Source organism: Actinophytocola sp., from assembly GCF_035942955.1.
GTDB lineage: Bacteria > Actinomycetota > Actinomycetes > Mycobacteriales > Pseudonocardiaceae > DASYTH01.
In genome coordinates this window covers 1-23,307 of the sequence record NZ_DASZCQ010000323.1, presented here as the reverse complement: position 1 = coordinate 23,307, position 23,307 = coordinate 1, and the positions used below count along the sequence as shown (strand labels likewise).

At 70.6% G+C, this 23,307-nt stretch carries 24 protein-coding genes and 1 pseudogene; 18 read left to right on the top strand and 7 right to left on the bottom strand.

All coding sequences use genetic code 11. The annotated features are described in order from the left end of the window. The first annotated feature begins 24 nt into the window (after positions 1-24). Positions 25-1,137 (top strand): winged helix DNA-binding domain-containing protein, encoded by a 1,113-nt coding sequence (locus tag VGX25_RS32265; protein WP_326921748.1) that lies wholly within the window; start codon positions 25-27, stop codon positions 1,135-1,137. Here VGX25_RS32265 and VGX25_RS32260 read toward each other — a convergent pair. Continuing rightward, entirely contained in the window at positions 1,106-1,600 is a 495-nt protein-coding gene (locus VGX25_RS32260) for a hypothetical protein (RefSeq protein ID WP_326921747.1), read from the bottom strand. The two genes, VGX25_RS32265 and VGX25_RS32260, sit on opposite strands and share 32 nt — an antisense overlap. 95 nt (positions 1,601-1,695) lie before the next feature. On the opposite strand from VGX25_RS32260, the gene VGX25_RS32255 reads away from it, so the two are divergent. After that, positions 1,696-2,127 (top strand): HIT family protein, encoded by a 432-nt coding sequence (locus VGX25_RS32255; protein ID WP_326921746.1) that lies wholly within the window; start codon positions 1,696-1,698, stop codon positions 2,125-2,127. A 26-nt stretch (positions 2,128-2,153) separates the two neighbouring features. Here VGX25_RS32255 and VGX25_RS32250 read toward each other — a convergent pair whose 3' ends face one another. Further along, the gene (locus tag VGX25_RS32250; RefSeq protein ID WP_326921745.1) at positions 2,154-2,696 is read right to left on the bottom strand and encodes a DinB family protein; all 543 of its coding nucleotides are present in this window, start codon (positions 2,694-2,696) and stop codon (positions 2,154-2,156) included. A gap of 264 nt (positions 2,697-2,960) precedes the next feature. On the opposite strand from VGX25_RS32250, the gene VGX25_RS32245 reads away from it, so the two are divergent. Further along, a complete protein-coding gene (locus VGX25_RS32245; protein WP_326921744.1) occupies positions 2,961-3,164 on the top strand; it encodes a hypothetical protein in 204 nt (67 codons plus the stop codon). On the opposite strand, the gene VGX25_RS32240 is transcribed toward VGX25_RS32245, so the two are convergent. Then, positions 3,126-4,169: a helix-turn-helix transcriptional regulator gene (locus tag VGX25_RS32240; protein WP_326921743.1), complete on the bottom strand. Its 1,044-nt coding sequence runs from the start codon at positions 4,167-4,169 to the stop codon at positions 3,126-3,128. The two genes, VGX25_RS32245 and VGX25_RS32240, sit on opposite strands and share 39 nt — an antisense overlap. 115 nt (positions 4,170-4,284) lie before the next feature. On the opposite strand from VGX25_RS32240, the gene VGX25_RS32235 reads away from it, so the two are divergent. Together VGX25_RS32235 and VGX25_RS32230 are read left to right on the top strand one after the other, a co-directional pair. After that, a complete protein-coding gene (locus VGX25_RS32235) occupies positions 4,285-4,995 on the top strand; it encodes a histidine phosphatase family protein (RefSeq protein WP_326921742.1) in 711 nt (236 codons plus the stop codon). A gap of 39 nt (positions 4,996-5,034) precedes the next feature. Then, on the top strand, positions 5,035-5,841 hold the full coding sequence (locus tag VGX25_RS32230; RefSeq protein WP_326921741.1) for an META domain-containing protein: 807 nt from the start codon (positions 5,035-5,037) through the stop codon (positions 5,839-5,841). Here VGX25_RS32230 and VGX25_RS32225 read toward each other — a convergent pair whose 3' ends face one another. Further along, complete coding sequence (locus VGX25_RS32225; protein WP_326921740.1) at positions 5,842-6,225, bottom strand: helix-turn-helix domain-containing protein; 384 nt, start codon at positions 6,223-6,225, stop codon at positions 5,842-5,844. 175 nt (positions 6,226-6,400) lie between these two features. Here VGX25_RS32225 and VGX25_RS32220 point away from each other — a divergent pair, with 175 nt between their 5' ends. Further along, a complete protein-coding gene (locus tag VGX25_RS32220) occupies positions 6,401-7,255 on the top strand; it encodes an SDR family oxidoreductase (RefSeq protein WP_326921739.1) in 855 nt (284 codons plus the stop codon). 173 nt (positions 7,256-7,428) lie between these two features. Here the strand turns inward: VGX25_RS32220 and VGX25_RS32215 are convergent, their stop codons facing one another. After that, positions 7,429-8,379, bottom strand: coding sequence for a GNAT family N-acetyltransferase (locus tag VGX25_RS32215; RefSeq protein WP_326921738.1), 951 nt, complete (start codon positions 8,377-8,379; stop codon positions 7,429-7,431). A 90-nt stretch (positions 8,380-8,469) separates the two neighbouring features. Between VGX25_RS32215 and VGX25_RS32210 the strand changes: the two genes are divergently transcribed. Together VGX25_RS32210 and VGX25_RS32205 are read left to right on the top strand one after the other, a co-directional pair. After that, the gene (locus tag VGX25_RS32210; protein ID WP_326921737.1) at positions 8,470-9,225 is read left to right on the top strand and encodes an SIS domain-containing protein; all 756 of its coding nucleotides are present in this window, start codon (positions 8,470-8,472) and stop codon (positions 9,223-9,225) included. A gap of 27 nt (positions 9,226-9,252) precedes the next feature. Beyond that, entirely contained in the window at positions 9,253-9,819 is a 567-nt protein-coding gene (locus VGX25_RS32205; protein ID WP_326921736.1) for an MBL fold metallo-hydrolase, read from the top strand. A gap of 24 nt (positions 9,820-9,843) precedes the next feature. On the opposite strand, the gene VGX25_RS32200 is transcribed toward VGX25_RS32205, so the two are convergent. Beyond that, on the bottom strand, positions 9,844-10,320 hold the full coding sequence (locus VGX25_RS32200) for a cupin domain-containing protein (protein WP_326921735.1): 477 nt from the start codon (positions 10,318-10,320) through the stop codon (positions 9,844-9,846). Between the two features lie 35 nt (positions 10,321-10,355). Here VGX25_RS32200 and VGX25_RS32195 point away from each other — a divergent pair, with 35 nt between their 5' ends. After that, the gene (locus VGX25_RS32195; RefSeq protein WP_326921734.1) at positions 10,356-12,758 is read left to right on the top strand and encodes a penicillin acylase family protein; all 2,403 of its coding nucleotides are present in this window, start codon (positions 10,356-10,358) and stop codon (positions 12,756-12,758) included. Here VGX25_RS32195 and VGX25_RS32190 read toward each other — a convergent pair. Next, entirely contained in the window at positions 12,696-14,663 is a 1,968-nt protein-coding gene (locus VGX25_RS32190; RefSeq protein ID WP_326921733.1) for an ABC transporter ATP-binding protein, read from the bottom strand. The two genes, VGX25_RS32195 and VGX25_RS32190, sit on opposite strands and share 63 nt — an antisense overlap. A 28-nt stretch (positions 14,664-14,691) precedes the next feature. Here VGX25_RS32190 and VGX25_RS32185 point away from each other — a divergent pair, with 28 nt between their 5' ends. The 9 genes and pseudogenes from VGX25_RS32185 to VGX25_RS32145 all read left to right on the top strand — a co-directional run. Then, the gene (locus tag VGX25_RS32185; protein WP_326921732.1) at positions 14,692-15,771 is read left to right on the top strand and encodes a dihydrofolate reductase family protein; all 1,080 of its coding nucleotides are present in this window, start codon (positions 14,692-14,694) and stop codon (positions 15,769-15,771) included. 462 nt (positions 15,772-16,233) lie between these two features. Beyond that, on the top strand, positions 16,234-16,344 hold the full coding sequence (locus VGX25_RS32180) for a keywimysin-related RiPP (protein WP_326921731.1): 111 nt from the start codon (positions 16,234-16,236) through the stop codon (positions 16,342-16,344). 146 nt (positions 16,345-16,490) lie between these two features. After that, the gene (locus tag VGX25_RS32175) at positions 16,491-18,317 is read left to right on the top strand and encodes an asparagine synthase-related protein (protein ID WP_326921730.1); all 1,827 of its coding nucleotides are present in this window, start codon (positions 16,491-16,493) and stop codon (positions 18,315-18,317) included. Between the two features lie 10 nt (positions 18,318-18,327). After that, positions 18,328-18,585, top strand: a complete 258-nt coding sequence (locus VGX25_RS32170; RefSeq protein ID WP_326921729.1) for a lasso peptide biosynthesis PqqD family chaperone — start codon at positions 18,328-18,330, stop codon at positions 18,583-18,585. Positions 18,586-18,594: 9 nt separating this feature from the next. Continuing rightward, positions 18,595-19,011 (top strand): lasso peptide biosynthesis B2 protein, encoded by a 417-nt coding sequence (locus VGX25_RS32165; protein WP_326921728.1) that lies wholly within the window; start codon positions 18,595-18,597, stop codon positions 19,009-19,011. A 9-nt stretch (positions 19,012-19,020) separates the two neighbouring features. Beyond that, the gene (locus VGX25_RS32160; RefSeq protein WP_326921727.1) at positions 19,021-19,812 is read left to right on the top strand and encodes a class I SAM-dependent methyltransferase; all 792 of its coding nucleotides are present in this window, start codon (positions 19,021-19,023) and stop codon (positions 19,810-19,812) included. After that, positions 19,809-21,578 (top strand): ABC transporter ATP-binding protein, encoded by a 1,770-nt coding sequence (locus tag VGX25_RS32155; protein ID WP_326921726.1) that lies wholly within the window; start codon positions 19,809-19,811, stop codon positions 21,576-21,578. Before VGX25_RS32160 ends, VGX25_RS32155 begins: the two co-directional genes overlap by 4 nt. Before the next feature lie 51 nt (positions 21,579-21,629). Further along, positions 21,630-22,863 (top strand): annotated as a pseudogene (locus tag VGX25_RS32150) (IS3 family transposase); the annotation flags it as partial. 159 nt (positions 22,864-23,022) lie between these two features. Continuing rightward, the coding region (locus VGX25_RS32145; RefSeq protein WP_326921725.1) for a DUF222 domain-containing protein at positions 23,023-23,307 on the top strand (285 nt) is incomplete at its 3' end.

Here is a 23,307-nt window from a genome sequence, read left to right as displayed (position 1 = left end):
GGTGGACCGGGCCACACTCTTGGCATGGCCCTTCTGCGCCGCCGCGCGCTCAACCGCGCCACGTTGGACCGTCAGCTGTTGCTGCGCCGGGCGAGCATGCCGATGCTCGAGGCGGTCGAGCACCTCGTGGGGCTGCAGGCCCAGACGCCGCACACCTGGTACCACGGGCTGTGGTGCCGGCTGGCGGAGTTCGATCCGCGGCGCCTCGCCGACCTGCTCATCGAGCGCAAGGTGGTGCGCATGGCGCTGATGCGCTCGACCATCCACCTGGTCACCGCCCGGGACTGCCTGCTGCTGCGCCCACTGGTGCAGCCGGTCATCGAGCGCAGCATGAACGGCAACTTCGGCAAGAACCTCTCCGGTGTGGACGCCGAGAAGCTCATCGCGGCCGGCCGGGAGCTGCTCGAGGAGCGGCCGCTGATCTTCAGCGAGCTGGGCAGGTCGCTGGCGCGCCAATGGCCGGACCGGGATCCCGCCTCGCTGGCGCAGGCCGTTCGGGCCTGGGTGCCGCTGGTCCAGGTGCCGCCGAGGGGGGTCTGGGGCGCGAGCGGGCGCCCGGCGCACACCACGGTCGAGTCGTGGCTCGGCCGCGGGCTGGCTCCTGAGTCCTCAGTGGACGATATGGTGCTGCGCTACCTGGCCGCGTTCGGACCGGCCGGCGTGCGGGACGCGCAAACCTGGTCGGGCCTGACCAGGCTGGGCGAGGTGTTCGACCGGCTGCGGCCGGGCCTGGTCACCTTCGCCGACGAGCACGGCCGCGAGCTGTTCGACCTGCCGGACGCGCCCCGGCCCGACCCGGACGTCCCCGCTCCCCCGCGCTTTCTCTACGACTTCGACAACCTGCTGCTGTCCCACGCCGACCGCTCCCGGGTGATCACCGAACGCGCCCTGCGGCAGGAGTACCCGCCGAACGTCCAGCCCTGCATGCTGCTCGTCGACGGCTTCACCAACGGCGACTGGAAGATCACCAGACACCGCGGTACGGCCACCCTGACCGTCCGGCCGTTCAACCGTCTGTCCACAGCGGACATCGCAGCGGTGACCCGGGAAGGCGCGCGGCTGCTCGAGTTCGCCGCTCCCGGCGACACGCCCGACATCCGGTTCGTCACGCCGTCCGCGGCAGCTCGCGATACGTGAGGCGGCGGGCGAGCGCGATGATCGCGTGCAGCGGCGGCAGGATCCGGTTGGGCCGCGGCTCGTCGATCCACCGCTCGGCCGGGCCGCTCGACCGGTCGAGGGTGGTCGGCAGCACCACGTAGCTACCTTCCGGCGCGACCCGCACCCCCGCCGCCGCCAGATCCTCGACCACCGCCGGCCGGACCGGCTCGTCCGGCCGGGCAAGGAACGTCCACCGCGTACCGTCCGGATTGGCCACGATCGGCGCCGAGAGAATCGATATTCCCAGCTGCGCTCGGACCCGCGCGCCCAGCGCCGCCGGCATGGCCACCGCGGCCAGCGCCGAACCCACCGCCACGACCAGGCTGCGCCGTCCCACCTGAACCGATACCGGCCAGCCGAGCAGCTCCTGATAGGTCGCGCGCGCATCGGCCAGTTCCCGAAGCCAGCCCGGAGCCGGCTTCGGCGTCACGGAAAGCTTCATCGTGCACCCCATTCAACGGAGTGGACCCATGCTGTGCCCCGCACCTAGTAAAGCGCTCGAACGTGAGTCGAATCACAAGCACTACACTGGCCCGCATGCCAAGCCGCGACGGGCGCTGCACGTTCTGCGCGATCATCGCCGGTGACCTCCCCGCGACCATGATCTACGAAGACGATCACATGATCGCGTTCCTCGATCACAAACCCCTGTTCCGCGGTCACACCCTCCTGGTGCCCAGGCTCCACATCCCACTCCTCAGCGACCTCCCCGCCGACCGGGTCACCCCGTTCTTCCTGATGTCCCAACGACTCGAGCGCGCGGTGGAGAACGGTCTCGGCTGCGACGGCTCCATGATCCTGATCAACAACGTGGTCAGCCAGTCCGTCCCGCATCTCCACCTGCACGTCATCCCCCGCAACCGCAAGGACGGCCTGCGCTTCTGGCTCGGCCCCCGCCACCCCTACACCTCCGACCACCCCGCCGACACCTACGCCGAAAAGATCCGCGCCGCCCTCGCCGAGAGCTAGCCGGCGGCTGAGTCAACTGTGGACGGTCAGGCCTCCGGCGCCGGCATGCGGGTGCCCGTGACATCGTAGAGATGGTGGAGGGGGTCGTGGATGAAGTAGCGGGCGAAGGTGGCGATGGTGAAGTGGGCGCCGTCGTCGCGGGTGCCTGGGCGGTGCCAGGCGGGGCCGGAGACCTCGGCGAGGTGGGTGGCCAGGGTGTCGGCGGCGGTGCGCAACTCGGCGGCGACCCGGTGCGGGTTCTGGTGGGCGTAGTCGTCGTCGAGGGCGGTCTGGTCCTGGTTCCAGTCGGGGTAGGTGGGGTTGTCCTCGGTGAGCATGAGGTGCAGGCGGTGGTCGTAGATGCGGCAGACGTCGCGGACGTGGCAGGCGTACTCGAGGGGGGACCACGTGTCGGGTCGGGGGCGGCGGGCCGGCTCGGGATGGGTGGACAGCAGCTCGTGCCAGGCGGTGGCGTTGGCGCGCAGGAGATCGGGGACCTGCTCGGGCCGTATGCCTCTGGTGTCGAGGCCGCATTCCGGGCAGGGTCGGGTCAGGACCCAGGTCCAGTCCTTGGTATCGGGCGTGATCACGCCTTGAGGATCGTCCGGCGGGCGACGGTGCACCAGCGACGGTTTCTTCAGCGTTCCCTGTAGCGGAGCTGAAAGAAGTTAGGGCCCTTGGACCGTAGACGCAGGGTTAACTGAATGAGATAGTTAACTTGTCCGGATGTAACCCTTCTCAACCCAAGAGGTAACCATATGGGCCTCGCACTCCAGGTTGGACCCGGGTCGCGCCCGTGAGCTAGCGCTACACATGGTGCGGCCCGCAACCCGGCTCTGCCGATGGGAGCAGCCATGCTGACCGCCCTCTTCTTACTCAGTCTCATCGCCATCGCGCTGTGGAAGCCCCTCCTGCGGGTGCTGCTCGCCGCACTGCTCGCGGTGGTGGTGTTCGCCGTGATCCAGATCGCGCACGTGCTCGAGGAGATCACCGCGCAGCCCGCGGACCAGGTGGTCGAGTCAGTCCAGGGGAACGCAGTCGATGATCGCAGCGGGTAGCCGCGGGGTCGGGACCCGGCCGTCGATCACCTTGACCCGGAACAGCACGGCGAAGGCGCGTGCCTGACCGAGGCGCTCCTGGACGGCCCGGACGTTCTCGCCGGCCAGCCGCGGGTTGGTGAACAGGTGCACCGCGCCGAGCACGCCGTAGGTGTAGACGCCGGTGCAGATGGTCACGTCCGTGTCGGGGTTGGTCGGGTTGGTCGCCCGCACGAACAGCCCGATGTCCTCCACCACCTGGGACTCACCGAGCACCGAGGGGACCACCGCGGTGCCGTCGGAGGCGGTGAAGTAGCCGGCCTCGCCGCCGGCCGCCGGGTGCTGCTCGACGGGCAGGTTCAGCAGGTGCATGAACGACCTGGTCAGCGGGTTCCAGGTGGGGCCGCCGATGAGCACGAGGTTGCGTGCCGTGCCGATGCCGTGCTCCCGGGCCGAGCGATGGCTGAGGTTGGTGTACCCCATGCGGGTGAGCGACACGAACATCTCGAAGAACGCGTCCAGGTCGCCGTAGCGGGCCAGCCGGATGTAGTTGACGTTGCGCTCGTCCGCGTACGGCATCCGCTCGCCGGGCGGCAGCTCGGGCGCCACCACGAAGAGCTTCTCCGCGCGGTCGTGGTGCCACAGCTCGTGCCCGCCGGCCGGCGCCGGGTGGGTCCGCTCCCGCTTGGCCTCCCGCTCGGCGCTCTCGCGCAGCTCGAGCAGCCCGGAACGCAGCTGGTGGAACCGGATCCGCGCTGGTTTGTCCAATGTGGACTCGTCGGGCACGTGCAGCGCGGGGACGAGGCTCTTCGGGCCGCTGAAGATCAACGCATACTGCACCAGCCTGGTCGGCGACGGCCACTTGTCGATCTCGGAGTTCTCCCACGTCGAGATGGCCGCGCTGCTCAACGGCTTGCCCGCGCCGAGTGCCGCGGCGAGCTGGTCCTGGGTGACCTTCACGTCGAACCCGGTCTCCCGCAGCGCGCGCAACCGGCTGGCGAGCAGCCGGCGAGCCGTCCGCGCCATTCGTCCACCTCCTTGGCCGAGGTGAGGATAACCCGTATCCGAGGTTAAGCAAGTTAAGAACACGCGACGCGGCGGCCCGGTTGGTGAAGCGGCCGCGCAGGCTAGCCTCACGGGCGTGACCAACCAGCCTGAGAATGACGCCGAGGAGTTCCGCCAGGCGCGGTTCACGCCACCGCCCGGCTCGACCGAGCTGCTGCTCGTCCGGCACGGCGAATCGGCGCCGGCCCGGCGGGGCCACACGTTCCCCCTCGTCGACGGGCTCTCGGATCCGGACCTGGCGCCGGAGGGCCGGGAGCAGGCCGAGCGGGTCGCCGACCGGCTCTGCGTGGCGAAGATCGACCACGTCTACGTCACCCCGCTGCGCCGCACGTCGCAGACCGCCGCTCCCCTGGTCGAGCGGCTCGGGATGACCCCGAAGGTGGAGCCAGGGCTGCGTGAGGTGTACCTCGGCGAGTGGGAGGGCGGCCTGTTCCGGCAGAAGGTGGCGGAGAACGGCGAGACCGCCAAGCGCCTGTGGACCGAGCAGCGCTGGGACGTCATCCCCGGCGCCGAGCCCGCCGAGGAGTTCGCCGCCAGGGTGCGCGAGGCGATCGAGCGGCTGGCCGCGGCCCACCCCGACGAGACGGTCGCGGTGTTCACCCACGGCGGCGTGATCGGCCAGGCGCTCGCCCACGCCGCCCGGTCCCGACCGTTCGCCTTCGTCGGCGCGGACAACGCCTCGATCTCCCACCTGGTGATCACGCCCGAGGTCTGGATCCTGCGCCGGTTCAACGACACCGCCCACCTCGACCCGGCCTTCAGCCTGGTGCCGACCCCGCTCACCTGACGGCGCAACCCGACCGGGCCCCGGTACCGTCCTGGGGACATGAAGGCCGGACGGTTCGGCGCAGTCGCGTTCGCGCTGCTGCTCGCGGTGGGTGGCTGCGGCGACCGCGGCGAGGGCGGCGCGCCAGCGGGTTCGGACGGGCAGAGCGCCGCCGATCCCGGATTGCGCGGGCGCACGTTCCTGTCCACCACGCTCACCGAGAACGGGCGGCCGCGGGCGCTGGCCGGGCAGTCCCGGGTGAGCTTCCGGTTCACCGACGACGGCCGGTTGCTGGCCACCGCGGGGTGCAACACGATGGCCGGGCCGGTGCGCCTGGACGGTGGGCGGATCGAGGTGGCCGAGCTGGAGTCGACCGGCGCGGGCTGCGAGGCGCCGCTACACGAGCAGGACAGCTGGCTGGCGGCGTTCCTGGGGAGCAAGCCGTCCTGGCGGCTGGACGGCGCCAAGCTGATCGTCAACAACCCGACTACCGAACTCGTCCTGCAGGACAAGGAGGTGGCCGCGCCCGACCTGGCCCTGCGGGGCACTCGGTGGACGGTCGACACGGTGGTGGACGGTCAGACCGCGTCCTCGGTCCCGGCCGGCGCGGAGGCGTCGCTGGTGTTCGAGGCGGACAAGGTGCTGGTGTCGGCCGGGTGCAACAGCGGCTCGGGTCCCTACCAGCTGTCCGGCAACACGATCCGCTTCGACGCCGTCGCCACCACGCGAAAGGCCTGCGACCCGGACCGGATGGCGCTGGAGCACGCCGTGCTCGCGGTGCTCGACGGGGAGGTCACGGTTGAGATCGACTCCGATCGCCTCACGCTGACCCATCCGTCCGGCAAGGCCCTCCAGCTCCATGGCTGATCAGACTCGGGCTTTGGCCTCGTCATAGGCCCGCTGGGCGGCGACGATCATGGGCATCCGGCCCTCGAGCGTCTCGATGAGGTCGGCGAGTTTGCGCGCGGTCTCTTTCCCGAGGCGGGTGAGGCTGTACTCGACCCTTGGCGGGATGGTCGGCTGCGCGTCGCGGTGCACGAAGCCGTCGCGCTCGAGCGCCTGCAGCGTCTGGGACAGCATCTTCTCGCTGATCCCCTGCACGCGGCGGCGCAGCGCGTTGAACCGGGCGGGACCGTCGTGCAGCGCGACCAGGGCCAGCAGTCCCCAGCGCCCGGTCACGTGCTCCATCGCGTGCCGGGATGGGCAGTCCCTGGCGAACACATCGAACAAGATCCGCCCGTGCTCATCCATGGCCCCAACGGTACCCACGGTCGACACGGCACTACCTCTGCTTTTGGTACTCACCGCGGCACAGCACTGCACCAGCCGCAGTTCTCTCCGTCACACAGCACTACCTTGGCCACAGTACTTACCCTGTGATAGTACTAACTGAGAGTTAGTACAAGTCAGAAGGAGAGTACAGCAGATGATCGTGGTGACCGGGGCGAGCGGGCAGCTGGGGCGGCTGGTGATCGAGGGATTGCTGGAGCGGGTGCCGGCCGAGCGAATCGTGGCCGCCGTGCGCAGCCCGGAGAAGGTGGCCGAGCTGGCCGACCGGGGCGTCCAGGTCCGGCGGGCCGACTACGACGAGCCGGACACGCTCCCGGCCGCGCTGGCCGGCGCCGAGCGGCTGCTGCTGATCTCCGGTGACACGCCGGGCCAGCGGCTGGCCCAGCACCGCGCGGTGATCGACGCCGCGGTGACCGCCGGGGTCGGCGCCATCGTGTACACCAGCGTGCTGCACGCCGACACCTCGCCGCTGATCGTTGCCCCGGACCACAAGGCGACCGAGGACAGCATCGTCGCCGCCGGCCTGCCGTACACGTTCCTGCGCAACGGCTGGTACACCGAGAACTACGAGCAGGCCGCCCGCACCGCCGCCGAGACCGGCGTGGTGATCGGCAGCGCCGGGGACGGCCGGGTGGCCAGCGCCACCCGCGCGGACTACGCGGCCGCGGCCGTCGCCGTGCTCACCACCGACGGCCACGCCGGCCGGATCTACGAGCTCAGCGGCGACAAGGCGTGGAGCTACACCGAGCTGGCCGCCGAGATCGGACGGATCGCCGCCCGCGAGGTCGGCTACCGGAACCTGACCCCGGACGAGCACCGCGCCGCGCTGATCGACGCCGGCCTGCCCGAGGCGGCCGCCGACGTTTACGTCAGCTTCGACCGCGACATCGCAGCCGGCGCGCTCGGCGACACGCCGGGTCAGCTGAGCTCGCTGATCGGCCGGCCGACCACGCCGCTGGCCGAGACCCTTGCGGCGGTCCTGCGAACCTGAGCCGAGCCAGCGCGGTCAGCTCTCGGCATTCGGGCCACGTGCGCCAGGTGGGAACGATCGACGCGTACGTCTCGGTCGTGGTGGGGCTGTTGCTGCTGGCGCTGTTCCGCTCGGTGCTCATCCCGATCAAGGCGGCCGTGCTCAACCTGCTCGGCGTCGGGGCCGCGCGGGCCTCAGCCGACGGCGCGCCGCCACACGTCGATGACCAGTACCGGGCGCATGCCGACGCTTTCGTAGAGGCCGAGGGCCGGTGTGGTGTTGTTGCTGTCCACGTGCAGGATCGTGCCGGCGCGCCCGGCCCGGATGTCGGCGGCGAACGCGGTCCGCAGCAGGTACTTGGCGATGCCGCGGCCACGGGCCTCGGCCAGCACGCCGATGTCGGCGACGTAGCCGCAGTTCTCGTCCTCGACGTAGCGGTCGGTGGTCAGCAGCACCGCGACCGGCCGGGAATCCAGCTCTGCCACGGCAAGCTGCGACCAGTCGAAGGTGAGCTCCTGCTCGAGGAGCTGGTGCCAGTCCTCGAACGTCCGCGCGGCCCACCCGAAGTGGTCCTTGAACGCCTCGTTCAGCACGGCGTGCGCGGTACGGCGGAAGCCCTCGTCGCCGGGACCATTGTGGACGGTGAGACCCTGCGGGGGCACCGGGTCCACGGCGACGGCGCCGTGGTCGATGCGCATCCGGTAGAACACGGTCACCGGGCTGAACCCGTGCTTCTCGGCGGCCGCGCTCGCCCTGGTGTCGGCCCGGTAGATGCCCTTGTCGACGACGTATCGGGCGTGCCCGCCGGCGTGCGCGATCTCGGCGGCCCTGGCCAGGACCCGGTCGTACAGCCAGGAGGCGAGCTGGTCGTCCCGGGTGATGACGTCCACGTCGACCTGCTCGCCGCTGCCCTTGCCGATCGCCCAGGCGAAGCCGGCCAGCGAGCCGTCGGGCGTGAAGCCGAGCCAGCTGTCGGTCTCCAAATCGAACCCCGGCTCGATCAGGTCGTCCCGGATGTCGTTGAGGGTGACGTCGGCGTAGCCGAGCACCTCGGTGTTGCAGCGGCTGACCAGGGCGTAGATCGCCTCGGCGTCGGCGGGTGTCGCGCGGCGCCAGGCGTAGCCCGCGGGGAGATCGACCGGCATCCGCCAAGGGTGCGGGTCCGCCCGGCCGGTTGTCCAAGTATTTACCCCCCGAGGCTGACTGGTCTGGACAACTTCGGGACACTGTGCCGCGTGAACGTCACCGCACAGACCTATGCCACGGAGATCATCCGTCGGCTCGGAACCGTCACCGAGTCCGCCCGCGCGGGCGTCGAGGCCGCCGGCGACCTGTTCGCCGAGTGCGTGCGGGCCGACGGTGTGATCCACGCCTTCGGCACCGGGCACTCCCAGGCCGTCGCCCTCGAGATCGCCGGGCGGGCCGGCGGCCTCATCCCGACGAACCGGATCAGCCTGGCAGATCTGGTGATCGCCGGCGGCGAGGACCCGAGCGTGCTCGACGACCCGATGCTCGAGCGCGACGCGGACGTGGCCGGCCGGCTGTTCGACCTCACCACCCGCCGGCCGCAGGACCTGTTCGTGATCGCGTCGAACTCCGGGGTGAACGGCTCGGTGGTGGAGATGGCCCACCTGGCCACCTCCGCCGGGCACAAGCTGGTCGGCATCACCTCGCTCGAGCACAGCCGGCAGGCGCAACCCAAGCACGCGTCCGGCAAGCGGCTGCTCGACTTCGCCGACGTCACGCTGGACACCGGCGCCCCGTACGGCGACGCGATCCTCACCCTGCCGGACGGATCGACGGCCTGCGCGATCTCCTCGGTCACCGCGGCGGTGCTGGTGCAGATGGTGGTCGCGGAGGCGGTGCGGCGGCTGCTGGCCGCCGGCATCGCGCCGCCGGTGTACGTCTCGTCCAACGTTCCCGGCGGGCACGAGCGCAACCTCAAGCTCGAGGCGCTGTACGCCGGCCGGATCAGACGGATGGCCTACTAACCAGGCCCTGTGGCTATGCTCGCGGCCGTGCGGCTTCGGGTGCCGGGTTCGACCGGCGGGTGGCCGGCGGCGGGCCGGCCCTGCTCGGGCTACCTGCTCGAGGCGGCCGGCCGGCGGACCTGGGTGGACGCCGGCTCGGGCACGCTGGTGGAGTTGTTGCGGCACACCACGCTGCCCGACCTGGACGCGATCTGGATCAGCCCCCTGCATCCGGATCACTGCGCGGATCTGCCCATGGCGTGGCACACCCTGGCCTACGGCACGCCGCGGTCCGCGCCGCTACCGCTGCTCGGACCGTCCACTGTGGCCACCGCGATCACCGGCATGCTCGACGAGCGGGCCGAACCGGCGGCGGTGTTCGACATCGTGCACCTCGCACACGGCGCGACGCACGCGTTCGGCGAGCTGACCCTGCAGGCGGTCGCGATGCGGCACAGCATGGAGACTTACGGGCTGCGGGCCCGCTGCGGCGGCCGGATCCTGCCGTACACGGCGGATTCCGCGCCGTGCGACGCGGTCACCGAGCTGGGCCGGATCCGAGTACCCGGCCCGGTCGAGACCGCCGAGCCCGGCCGGCTGTTCACGCTCTCGTGAACGGCTCGAGCGCCGGTCGACGAGCTAGCGAAGATTGTACTGGTCGTGCCGGGCGTAGAACTCCGCCCATTCCTCTTCGGACAGTGTGCGGCCGGAATCGACGATCTCGGCCAGCTCGGTGAAGAACCGCTCCCGCGGCGTGCCGGGGGCGAACAGGATGAGCATGGCCGCGTCGGCGTCGCTGTCGTTGCGGAACGCGTGGATTCCGCCCTCCGGCACGTAGAGGAAGTCGCCGGAGGTGGCGTCCACCCACTTCTCGCCGTTGTACAGCCGGACGGTGCCGCCGAGGACGTAGAACGACTCGGAGAAGGTCTTGTGGATGTGCGGCCCCGGGCCGCCGGCCCGCGGCTTCATCTCGTAGCGGAACAGGCCGAACTGGCCGTTGGTGACGGATCCGGGCGCGGTGAACCGAACGGTCTGCTTCGGCCGGTGCAGCGTCGGCACGTCCTCAAGCGGCCGGTAGCTGGCGCTGATCTCCCCGGTGCTCCCTACGTACGACATCGTCCCTCCCTTGCCATGTCGGGTAGGAATGGAGCATGCAAAGGGGCATGCTCACCGCGGCGCTCGTCGCCGCACTGGCCACGGTACTGGCGGCGATCACCCCGGTCGCGGCGGCGGAGGACGACACGCTCGAGCTCCAGGACGCGGCCCGGCACGGGCTCGCGGCGAACATCCGGTACACCGAGCACGGAATCCCGCACATCAAGGCGGCGAACTTCGCCGGCCTCGGCTACGGCTACGGGTTCGCCGCTGCCACGGACAACATCTGCGTGCTGGCCGACACCTACCTGACGGTCAACGCGCAGCGGTCGCGCTACCTCGGTCCGGACGCACCCGCCAACGACGCCTTCGGCCCGGCGTCCTCCAGCCTTGCCAGCGACCTGCACTTCCAGCAGATCAACGACTCCGGCGTGATCGAGCGGAACCTGGCCGCGCGACCGCCGATCGGGCCGCGGGCCGAGGCGCGCGAGCTCGTCCGCGGATACGTCGCCGGCTACAACCGGTACCTGCGCGACACCGGCGTGCGCAACATCTCCGACCCGGCCTGCCGCGGCGCCGACTGGGTGCGCCCGATCGCCGAGATCGACGTCTACCGGCACTTCTATGCCACGAGCTTGCTGGCCAGCCAGGCCGGGATGATCGACGCGATCGTCTCCGCCCAGCCTCCGGCCGCGTCCTCGGCGACGGCCTCGCCGGCGGTTCCCGCCGATGCCGCCGAGCGGGTGCGTGCGGCGCTGGACAACCGGGACATGGGCAGCAATGCGATCGCCATCGGCGCGGCCGGAACCGTGAACCGGCGCGGGCTCATGCTCGGCAACCCGCACTTCCCGTGGCACGGCGCCCGCCGCTTCTGGCAGTCCCAGCTGACCGTGCCCGGGCGGCTCGACGTCAGCGGCGGCAGCCTGCTCGGCATGCCGATGGTGCAGATCGGCTTCAACCGCGACATCGCGTGGAGCCACACCGTGTCGACGATGACGACGTTCGGCTTCTACGAGGTTCGGCTGGTCCCCGGGGCGCCGACCACCTATCTGGTGGACGGCCGGCCGGAGCGGATGGTCGGCCGGCGAGTGGCCGTGCAGGTGCGCAACGCGAACGGATCGATCTCCACGGTCGAGCGGACGCTCTACTCGACCCGGTACGGACCGGTGCTCTCGCCGCTGTTCGGGCTGCCGTTGGCCTGGACGGCAGCCAGTGCGTACACCCTGCGCGATGCCAACGAGGGCAACCTGCGCGGCCTGAACACCTGGTTCGAGCTCGGCCGGGCGCGCAGCACCAAGGAGATCGTGGACGTGCTGTCCCGGACCCAGGGTGTGCCGTGGGTCAACACGATCGCCACCGACCAGTCCGGCCGCGCGCTCTACGCCGACGTCCAGATGGTGCCGCACGTCACCGACGAGTTGGCCAGGGCGTGCAGCACCCCGCTGGGCGCGGCGATCTTCCCGGGCACCGGGCTGACCGTGCTCGACGGCTCGCGGGTCTCCTGCGCCTGGGGCAGCGACCAGGACGCGGTGCTGCCCGGGATCTTCGGCCCGAGCCGGATGCCGGTGCTGACCCGCGCGGACTACGTGGAGAACTCCAACGACAGCGCGTGGTTGACCAACCCGCACCAGCCGATCACCGGCTACCCGCGGATCATGGGCGACATCGCGACCGCGCGCGGTCCGCGGACCCGCATGGGAATCACGGCGATCGAACAGCAGCTCGCACGGGGCCGGCTCTCCCGGCAGACCATGCAGGACCTGCTGTTCGCCGACCGCAGCTTCGTTGGCGAGATCGCCGCGGCCGACGCGGCGGCGATGTGCGCGGCCTTCCCCGGCGGCAAGGCGCCGACGTCCGGCGGCGGCACCGTGGATGTCGGTCGGGCCTGCACTGCACTGTCCAATTGGGACCGCACGATGACCTTGCGCAGCCGTGGCGGGCTGCTGTTCGACCGATTCGCGCAACGCCTTGGCCCTGCGGTGTGGCGGGTTCCGTTCGACCCGGCCGATCCGATCGGCACGCCGAACACCCTGAACACGAGCCTTCCGGCGGTGCAGCAGGCACTCGGCGACGCGATCGCCGACCTGCAGCGGGCCGGGATCGCGCCGGACGCACCGCTGGGCGCGCACCAGTACGTCGTGCGCAACGGCAGGCAGATCGGCATCCACGGCGGGCACACGGCGCAGGGCGTGCTCAACATGATCATCGGCCGGTGGGATCCGGCCCGCGGCAACACCGAGGTGCAGCACGGATCCAGCCACATGCAGGTGGTTTCGTTCACCGGCGGGCACTGCCCGGACGCGGTGACGCTGCTGAGCTACTCGCAGTCCAGCGACCCCACCTCGGCACACCACGCCGACCAGACCCGGGAGTTCTCCGCGGGCCGGTGGGTGCGGTCACGCTTCTGCGAGCGGGACATCCTGGCCTCGCCCGAGCTGCGGGTCGTGCGGCTGCGCTGAGTCCAGATAGGCCGATGCCTGAAGGGAGTACAGCTCCGCGTACAGACCACCGCGGGCCATGAGCTCGTCGTGCGTGCCGTCCGCGGTGATCCGGCCCCGCTCGAGCACGATGATCCGGTCCGCGTGCCGCACGTTGGCCAGCCGGTGGGTGACCAGCACGGTGGTGCGGGCGCCCGATCCGTCCCGGCTGGCCGCCTGCAGCGCGCCGAAGACCTTGGCCTCCGCCCTTGCGTCCAGCGCGGCGGTCGGCTCGTCGGCGATCAGCACCGGGGCATCGCGGTAGGAACCCCTGGCCACGGACAACCGCTGCCACTGCCCGCCGGACAGGTCCTTGCCCTCCTCGTAGTACCGGGACAGGATGGTGTTCTCCTTGCGCGGCAGCTCGTTGATCACCTCGTCGGCGCCTGACGTGCTGGCCTCGACCGTCCACAATGTACCGTCGCGGGCATCCCGGTCCAGCCGCCCGACCCGGATGTTGTCCGCCGCGGTCACCGGCCACCGCAGCGGCTCCTGGGTGATGACGGAGATCTGCGAGTGCAGGGTGTGCCGGTGCACGGTGGCGATGTCGATGCCGTCCCAGAGCACCTGGCCTTCGGTGGGCCGGTACAGGCCGGTGATCAGCTTGCCCAGCGTCGACTTGCCCGAGCCGTTCTCGCCGACAAGCGCGACCACCTCGCCACGCCGCAGTTTCAGCGAAATCCCTTGTACGGCGGGCGAACTCTCCCCCGGATAGGTGTAGGAGACGTTCCGCAGCTCGATGGTCGCCGGGTTCACCGGTGCGTCGGCCACCGGCTCGGGCCCCCGCCTTTCCCGCGCCTCGGCGAGCAGCTTCTCGAACAGGTCGATGTGGAAGCTCTCCTCGTACAGCCGGTTGATCTGGTAGATGGTGTTCTTCAGGGCCGTGGACCCGGTGCGCATCGCCACGACCGCGGCGCCGGCCAGCGCGAGCGGCATCGCTTCGAGGTACAGCAGCCAGCCGAGCACCCCGTAGGCCAGCGCCGTGCCGACTCCGGCCACCGTCCGGCCGGCGAGCTGGATGGCGGTCTGGCGGCGTTCGACCCGGATCTCCTCCGCGGCAAGGATCTTCGCGACCCTGCGATGCTCGGCCAGCAGCACCGGCTGCGCGGTGAACGCCCGGACCTCGACGGCCGCCGTGCGTTCGGTGATCAGCTCGCTGATCACCCAGGACTGGCGGTTGCGGGTGACCATGTGCAGAAACGACTCGTAGTTCAGCTTCGCCGCGCGCATCGCCGCCCAGGCGTCCGCGGCGGCGGCGACCAGCAGAGCCGGTAGCAGCCAGATGCTGAACACCCCGACCGTCGCCATGGCCGCCACCAGCCGAACCACCGTGTTCAGCAGGTCGTTGACACCCTGGGCCGAGTTCCTGATCGCATGTGTGCCGCTCTGGCCGCCCTGGCGCACCAGCTCCTGGAAGTCGGCGTCGTCGAACGCCGCGGCCTCGACGCCGAGCACCGCCTCGTACATCTCGTCCTTGGCGGCCAGCTCGACCCGCGGCCTGAGCACACCCTGCACCAGCGCCACCGCCGACTCGAGTGCGGCGCCGGTCGAGTAGGCCGCCACCACGAGCATGATCGCGGGCAGCGAGGCGAGCACGCGCTGCGGTGTCGGCCCCTGCTCGAGCAACTCGGTCAGCACGTTCGCCGTGGCCAGCAGGCCGAACGCGGTCAGGCAACCCAACGCGAGGTTCAGCACGCCGGCCAGCAGCGTCCACCGGGGCGACGCCCGCCAGGACAGCCGCACCACCGTGGCCACCGCCGCCGGCGCCGAGCGGACCGTCTGCCACCAGCTTGCCGCCGCGACCGCCCGGTCGGACTCCGCCCACTTGGGGGATGCGATGCCGTCGACGCCGATGAGTGGTCTGTCGCCGCTGTCCACGTACCGCATACTGGCAGAGCAGAGAGGGAGAAATCTGGTGAATAACCGGCCATATGTGCTGCTGAGCTGTGCCATGTCGGTGGACGGCTACCTCGACGACGCCACCGACACGCGGCTGGTGCTGTCCAACGAGGCGGACCTCGCCCGGGTGGACGCCGTTCGCGCCGGGGTGGACGCGATTCTGGTGGGCGCCAACACCATTCGCCGGGACAACCCGCGCCTCGTGGTGCGCGGGCCGGCTGGCAACCCGGCCAAGGTCACCCTCACCACCAGCGGCGATCTCGACCCGGCCAGCCGGTTCTTCACCACCGGATCCGCGGCCAAGCTGGTGTACTGCCCGTCGGCCGTCGCGGCCAAGCTCGACGACCGGCTCGGCGCGCTCGCCACGGTCGTCGACTGCGGATCCTCGGTGAGCCTGCCGTGGATTCTCGGTGATCTGCACGATCGCGGGGTGGCTCGGCTCATGGTGGAGGGCGGTGGGACCGTGCTCACCGAGTTCCTCACCGCGGGGTTGGCCGACGAGCTGCAGCTCGTCGTGGCCCCCGTGTTCGTCGGCGACCGCCGGGCGCCCCGGTTCGTCTACGATGGACAGTTCCGGTCCGCCATGGCGCTGGCCGAGGTGCGCCCGATCGGCGAGGTCGTCCTGCTCCGCTACGTCCTCGGCCGCGCGGCCGACGACCGGCGATGGCTGCGTGCGGCAATCGAGTTGTCGCACCGGTGCCCGCCGTCCGGCACCGCGTTCAGCGTCGGAGCGATCATTGTGGACGATGGCGGCCGGGAGATCGCCCGGGGCTATTCGAGAGAGACCGACGATCGGGTGCACGCCGAGGAGGCCGCGCTGGCCAAGGTGGAGCACGGGGATCCGCGGCTGCGGGGAGCGACGATGTACTGCTCGCTCGAGCCGTGCAGCAAGCGGTCGTCCCGGCCGTTCAGCTGCGCGCAGCTGATCCTGGACGCGGGGATTCCGCGCGTGGTCTTCGCCCTGCGCGAACCACAGACCTTTGTGGACGGTCAGGGAGCCGAGCGATTGTCGGCCAGCGGGGTCGAGGTGGTCGAGATCGCCGAACTGGCCTCCGGGGTGCTCGAGGTAAACCGCCACCTGGTTCGAGCGAAATGACCATGACGAAATAGTCGAGCAATTTATCCAATCGTTATCTTCGGGCGTTCTCACGGAATGTAGTTACCCCAGCTCATGCCCTGGACGCCGGCCGAGCCCTGGCATTATCTCCGTGAGATCCGCACGATCCGGGCGATGACACATGCGTGTCCAAACAATGACGTTACGCACTATTGACGAGCGATATCACGGACAAAAATTGTCCACGGCCCGGCGCGAAGATCGTGGGATTCGGGGAGCAACGATCCCTGGTGATCTCCGGCTGGGCAGGGATCTTCGCAGGTAGGGACGCACGTAGAGCAGGCGGAAGTTAGGCAGGCGGTTCACCGGATTCGACATTCTGACCCGCCACGATTGCGGGATTCGCGCGGCCTGCGAGTTGCGATCCGTTCACAGCAATGGATAGCCCCGTTTCGCGGGCTCGCGCCGCGCGTGGTGATCTGACGAAGGGAGGTGAAACAGATGCGTACGTACGAGCGTCCGACGCTGCGGAAGTCCGGTTCCTTCGTGAAGAAGACCGGTATTGGCCAGCACGGTCCGGATGACCTCATTGTTCTGTTCGGAAAGCAGTGATGACGGTCGACCACTCGCCGCGGTCGGCTCGACTCGATGAGAGCTGACCGGGCGCGAGCCCCGGGTGGTGATCGCTGCGTGACCACCACCCGGGTGCTCGCCCACATTCTCCAACAGGCCGTGCGGAATCGGGAAGGAATCGGCCCGTGAACCACCCTCACCTCGATCGCGTGCCCTCGTGGTTCGTCGTGCTTCCCGACTGCCCGGCGGCCGAACCGGCCGCTGCCGCGCTGCGGAGCCGGGCAACGTGCGTCATCCGGCATCCCTCCGGCCGAACCTGGCTGCTCGGCCGGTGGGCCGACGAGCAGGCCGCCGTCGCCACGTGCGGCGACACCGCGATCGCGGTCATCGGCGAGCACCTGCTCTCGGCCGCGGACCTCGCGCACCGCGCGGCCAGGGTCGCCGACCTCGCCGATCTCGACCAACCGGCAAGGTGCTGGGCGGGAAACTTCCATCTGATCGCCTCGGTGGCCGGACGGGTCCGCGTCCAGGGCCCGGTCAGCGGTTTTCGCCGGGTGTTCCACGCCGGGGTGGACGGCGTCACTGTGGCCGCCGATCGCGCCGACGTGCTGGCCGGCCTCACCGGAGCCGCCCTCGACGAGGCGCGGCTGGCGGTCATGCTGCTCGAGCCGGGCGCCCCGCATCCGATCGGCGGGGAGCCCATGTGGCGCGGTCTTGCCGCCGTGCCCACCGGGTGCTACCTGGCGATCGATCGCACGGGGCGGCACCGGCCGGTGCGCTGGTGGACCCCGCCGCGGCCCGAGGTCCCGATGAGTGAAGGCGCGCCGGCGTTTCGTGCCGCGCTGTCGGCCGCCGTCGAGGTGCGGACGCGGGGCCGCGAACTGGTCAGCACCGATCTGGGCGGCTTCGACACCACGTCGCTGTGCTGCCTCGCCGCCGGCGGCCCGGCCCACGTGGCCGCCTACACCTGGGCGCCGCTGGATCCCGCGGCCGATGACGCGTACTGGGCGCGCAAGACGGTCGCCGCGCTTGGCGCCGTCGAGCACCACGTCGTGCCCTCCGAACGCACCCCGTTCGCCTTCTCCGGCATCGGCGAGCGGGACGACGTCGCACTCGACGAACCGTGCGCGATCACCCTCGACCGCCGGTGGCTGGTCATCGCGGACCGGGCGGCGGCGCGCGGATCTCGGCTGCACCTCACCGGTTTCGGCGGCGACCAGGTGCTCGGCGGCTCCCCGGCCCACCTGCACACCCTGCTGCGCAAGCATCCGCGGACCGCGCTGCGGAACCTGCGCGGCTACACCGCGCTGAACCGGTGGCCGTACTGGACCTCGCTGCGGCAGCTGCTCGACAACCGGTCCTACCGGGAGTGGCTGCTCCAGTTCGGCGCCGACCTCACGGCCGACCCGGTGTCCTCGCTCGGGCCGAGCTTCTACTGGGCCAAACCGGTTCGGCTTCCCCCATGGGCGACGCCGGACGCCGCGGCCGCGGTCCGCGATCTGATCCGGCGCGCCGCGCCCACCACCGAACCGCTCGGTCACGGCCACGGTCAGCACCAGGAGATCGCGGATCTCGGCGGCCTTGCCCGGATGACCCGCAACCTCGGCCAGCTCGCGCGCCAGCGGGGGATCGCGCTGGCCGCGCCGTATTTCGACGACCGCGTGATCGAGGCGGGCCTCGCGGTGCGCCCACGGGAACGGGTGACGCCCTGGCGGTTCAAAGCGTTGGCAGTCGAGGCGATGCGTGGCATCGTGCCGGACGAAACCCTTGCTCGCCAGACCAAAGCCATCGGCTCACACGAGGTCGAGGTGGGGTTCCGGGCGAACCGTGCCGAGATTCTGGCCCTGTGCGAGGACTCCCGCCTCGGCCGGCTCGGCGTGATCGACGCGGCCGCGCTCCGGGAGGTCTGCGGCCGTCCGCTGCCGACGCGGCTGGAGTTCCACGCGCTCTACCCGACCCTCGCGTGCGAGATCTGGTTGCGCGCGCTGGAACGCAACACCGTGCCCACGTAAGGAGATTCTCATGGCGCTGAAACTGCGCCCCGGCGTGTTCGACGCCGAGACCGAGTACGGGATCGTGCTGCTCGACGGCGAAAGCGGCGAATACTTCGACCTCAACCCGACCGGCGCCCTCGTGCTGCGCACCATGCTGGCCGGCGGGACGGCCGGCCAGGCGGCGCAGGCGCTCACCAAGGAGTTCTCGGTCGGCATCGATGACGCGACCCGGGACGTGCAGGAGCTGCTGGCGGACCTGCGCTCCGCGCGGCTGGTCGACGAGTAAGGACACCGAATGTCCAGTCCTGAAGCCATTTCCTACGATCCGCGCTCGGTGCCGTTCGGCCGGCGGATCCGGGTGCGGGCGGCGGTGGCCGCCGCCCGGTTGCTGGCCACACGACCGCCGCAGCGCATCCGCGCGGTGCTGACCCGGCTGCGCCGCGGAGCCCGGCCGGCCACCTACGCGGAGGCGTCGAGCGCCCGGCAGGCCGTGGTGTCTGTGAGCCTGGCATGCGCGGGACGCGAAGCATGCCTGGTCCGGTCCCTGGCCACGGCACTGCTGTGCCGGTCATACGGGCACTGGCCGACCTGGTGCGTGGGCGCCCGCCGGCTCGCTCCGTTCTACGCCCACGCCTGGGTCGAGGTCGACGGGGTGATGGTCGGCGAGGACTACCCCGCCGACTACTTCCGCACGTTCTTCACCGTGGCATAAGGAGTTCCCGTGACCCAGACCGAGCAGTCCTGGCAGTGGTACGACGACAACGCCCACATCTACGAGGAGATGGACCCGGCCACCCTCGAGTTCGGCCGGCAGCTGCTCGCCTATGCCGATCCGCCGCCGGGGGCCCGGTTGCTCGATGTGGGCGCCGGACGCGGCGCCGTCGTGCGCGCCGCGGTGGACCGCGGCTGCGTGGTGACCGCCGTGGACGCCGCCCCCGCCATGGTCGCCCGCCTGCGGGCCGACTTTCCCACCGTCACCGTGTCCTATATGGACGCTCAGCGCTTCGACTTTCCCGATGCCTGCTTCGATGTGGTCACCGCGGGCTTCGTGCTCGACCTGCTGCCCGACCGGGAGGCGGCCGTGGCCGAGGTGCGCCGGGTGCTGCGGCCGGGCGGGGTGTTCGCCCTGTCCCTGCCCGGTCCGCGGCCACACCGCAGACGCTGGCAGTGGCTGGTGGATCTGGCCCGGGAGTTCTACCCGGGCGCCGTGCCCGAGGATCTGGACGAGCAGGTGGACGTGAACGTGGCCGCGCTGCTGACCACGGCCGGATTCGTCGGCTGGACCAGGCGGGACTTCGAGCTTCCGGTGCCCATCCCCGATCCCGCCGCCCTGTGGGACTTGTTCGCCGCACGCCTGCCGACCGCGGTGTCCGCCGGGTGGGTCGACCGGCTGCCACCCGAGCGGGAAGCCGAGTTTCGCCGCCGATTCCTCGCCGGAGCCGAGCGGATGCACGCCGGCGGTGGCATCGCGCTCGACCGGTACGTCGTGCTGCACCGCGCGCTGGCGCCATGACGTCCGAGTCGGCGTGGCGGTTGCTGCTCGACCACGTCCGCCCGCACCGCCGAACGCTGGTCATTGCGGGCGTGATCACCTGCGCCGGTGGGCTTGCCGGGCTGGCCCAGCCGCTGGCCGCCAAGTGGGTCATCGACGCACTGTCCACACGCGAGCCCGTGCTCGTGCCGATCGCGGTGCTGACCGGGCTGGTCATCGGCGCCGCCGTGATCGCCACCGTCGGAACCTACCTGCTCGAGCGGGCCGCCGAGAGCGTCGTGCTGGTGGCGCGGCGCGGGCTGATCCGCCGGTTGCTGCGGTTGCCCGTCGCCGAGGTCGATCGCCTCAAGCCGGGCGACCTGCTGTCCCGGGTGACCTCCGACACGACGCTGCTGCGCACCGCGGCGACGAGCACGATCGTCGACGCGGCCAACGGGATGCTGCTGATCGTGGGCACGATCGTGCTGATGGCGCTGCTGGATCCGGTGCTGCTCGGCGTCACGCTCGGCGTCATCCTGGCAACCATCGGGCTGATCGGATCGGTCGTGCCGCGGATCGGGCGCGCCACCGAGCACGCCCAGCAGGCCGTCGGCGAGATGGGCGCGGTACTCGAGCGCGCCTTGGGCGCCTTCCGGACGGTGAAGGCAAGCGGCGCCGAGGATCGAGAGACCGCGGTGCTCGACCGGGCCGCCGATCGGGCCTGGCAGCAGGGAGTGTCCGCAGCGGCCTGGTCGTCGCTGGTCAATGTCCTGTCCAGACTTGCGGTTCACGTCTCGTTCCTCGCGGTGCTCGGCGTCGGCGGTGCCCGGGTGGCCAGCGGCGCCCTGCCGCTGTCCTCGCTCATCGCGTTCCTGCTCTACGTGTTCTACCTGCTGTCCCCGATCGCGTACCTCGTGAACGCCGCCGGCGACCTGCAGGCCGGCCTGGCGGCGGTCCGCCGCACCCGGCAGGTGCACGTTCTGCCCACCGAACCCGTCGCCCCGATCCCACCCGCCCCAACGGCTCCGACAACCGGCACCGGGCTCGCGGTAGAGTTCCACGGCGTATCGTTCCGCTACCCCGACCGCCCCGAGCCGGTGCTCGACGAGATCAGCTTCCGCCTGCCACCCGGCGGCACGACCGCGCTCGTGGGCCCTTCCGGCGCCGGCAAATCCACGATTTTCGCGCTGCTAGAACGGTTCTACGAGCCACTGGCCGGCAGCGTGGTGGTCGGCGACCGCGATGTGCGCGACTGGCCGCTCGCCGAGCTGCGCGCCACCATCGGCTACGTCGAGCAAGATGCCCCAGTACTGGCCGGAACCCTGCGCGACAACCTACGCTTCGCCGCACCCCTCGCCTCGGACAGTGACATCCAGGACGTCATTGCCCGCGCCGGCCTCGGCGACCTGCTTGCCCGGTTGCCGGACGGCCCGGACACGATGCTCGGCCACCGCGGGGTCACCCTGTCCGGCGGGCAACGCCAACGCATCGCCATCGCCCGAGCCCTGCTGCGCCGCCCCCGCCTGCTGCTGCTCGACGAGGCCACCTCCCAACTCGACGCCGTCAACGAGCACCGCCTACGCCGCTTAGTCTCCGAGCTCGCCCGCACCACCACCGTCCTGGTCGCCGCCCACCGACTGTCCACAGTGACCAGCGCCGACCGGATCCTGGTCCTGGAGGCCGGCCGCCTACGCGCAGACGGCACACACGCCCAACTGATCTCCTCAGACCCCCTCTACCGACAGCTTGCCGCCACCCAACTCCATTCCACCCCACCAACATCGTGGTCAGCAGAGGCCCGCACCTGATGAACCGTCCCGGGTTTCGTGCACTTCTGCCGGATTGGGAAGGATGGCGCGATGCGCGGCAGGTTCGGCCAGCAGACCGGGGTCAAGGCGGTCCGGTTGGTACAGGAGTACAGGGGTGACTACCCGTCGGAGTGTGTGGCGATCAAGGCGATCTCGGCGCGGTTGGGGATGACCGCTGAGACGCTGCGCCAGTGGGTCCGTCAGGCCGGGTGGACGCCGGCCAGGCCGAGGGTGTGACCAGCGAGACCGCGCGCGAGCTACGGGAGCTACGGCGCAAGAACGCCGAGTTGGAGCGCACGATCGAGATCCTCAAGGCGGCGACAAGTTTCTTCGCGCGGGAGTGCGACCCGCTACACCGCTGATCTGCGCGTTGATCGACCAGCATCGCCAGGAGTTCGGGGGTCGCACCGATCTGCCACGCGCTGACCGAGCTGGGTGTACCGATCGCCCCGCGCACCTACCACGCGCATGTGGCCCGGCCGCCGAGCAAGCGGGCGTGGTGGGACATGACGATCACCGAGTTGCTGGCCGGCTCGGACGAGCCGACCGAGGCGGGCCGCCGGCCGCCCGAGTCGCTGTACGGGAGCCTGAAGATGTGGGCTCACGTGCAGCGCCAGGGTGTGCCGGTAGCCCGCTGCACGGTTGAGCGGCCGATGCGCGACCACGGCTGGCGCGGCACCACCCGCGGCCGCACGCCACGGACCACAGTCACCGACCCGACCCACCCGCGCGCCCTGACCTGGTCAACCGCCGGTTCACCGCGGACCGGCCGGACGCGTTGTGGGTCGCGGACCTCACCTACGTGCCGATCGGCGGTGGCCGGTTCGGTTACACCACCTTCGTCATCGACGCCTTCGCCGGGCTCATCCCCGGCTGGGAGTGTTCAACCACCAAGCACCAGCGGCTGGTCCCCGCAGCGATCCGGCAGGCCGCGGCCTTCCGCCGCCGCCAGGGCCGACCGCTGCCCGGCGGGGCCATCCACCGCTCCGACGCCGGTCGCCAGTACACCGCTGTCCACTCGGACAGACATTGCTCCTGAAAGGCCTGATCCCGTCGATCGGCACCGCCGGCGACGCGCTCGACAACGCCCTCGCCGAGACCACCATCGGCCTCTACAAGACCAAATGCGTCCGCAACGACTCAGCATTCCACAGTGGACAATTCCAGACGTTGGCCGACATCGAACACGCTACCTCGGCCTGGGTGCACTGATACAACACCACCCGGCTCATCCACCGCCTCGGCCGAAATCCCACCCACCGAAGCCAAAGAGATCTACTATGCTACCGACACAGCCACCCCCGGCCCCACACAACAACCGAGGTGTGCACCAAACCCGGGATGCTTCACGATGCGGGTCCACCCCCCAAGATCTTCCCTCCAATTTTGTTGATCAAGCCGTTGGTGGCCCGGAATTGTCGGTGGGGTCGGCTAGCGTGTCGGTGTGCTCGTCATTCAGGACCACCAGCCCGCGACCGGGCCTCGGGATCTCCTCGGGGATGCGGCGTTGGCCGGTGTCCTGATCGGCCACTACCAGGCTGTCCAGTTGCGCCAGTTGGCCGCCTACGCCCGGGATACCGAGGGTGATGAGTTTGCCTACCTGGAGGTGGCCACCCAGCTGCACATCTCCGACCGGGCCGCCCGATGCCGGCTGAAGTTCGCCCGTACGTTGGTTGACCGGCTGCCGCAGACGTTGGTGGCGTTGGATCAGGGGTGGATCGAGGAGTAC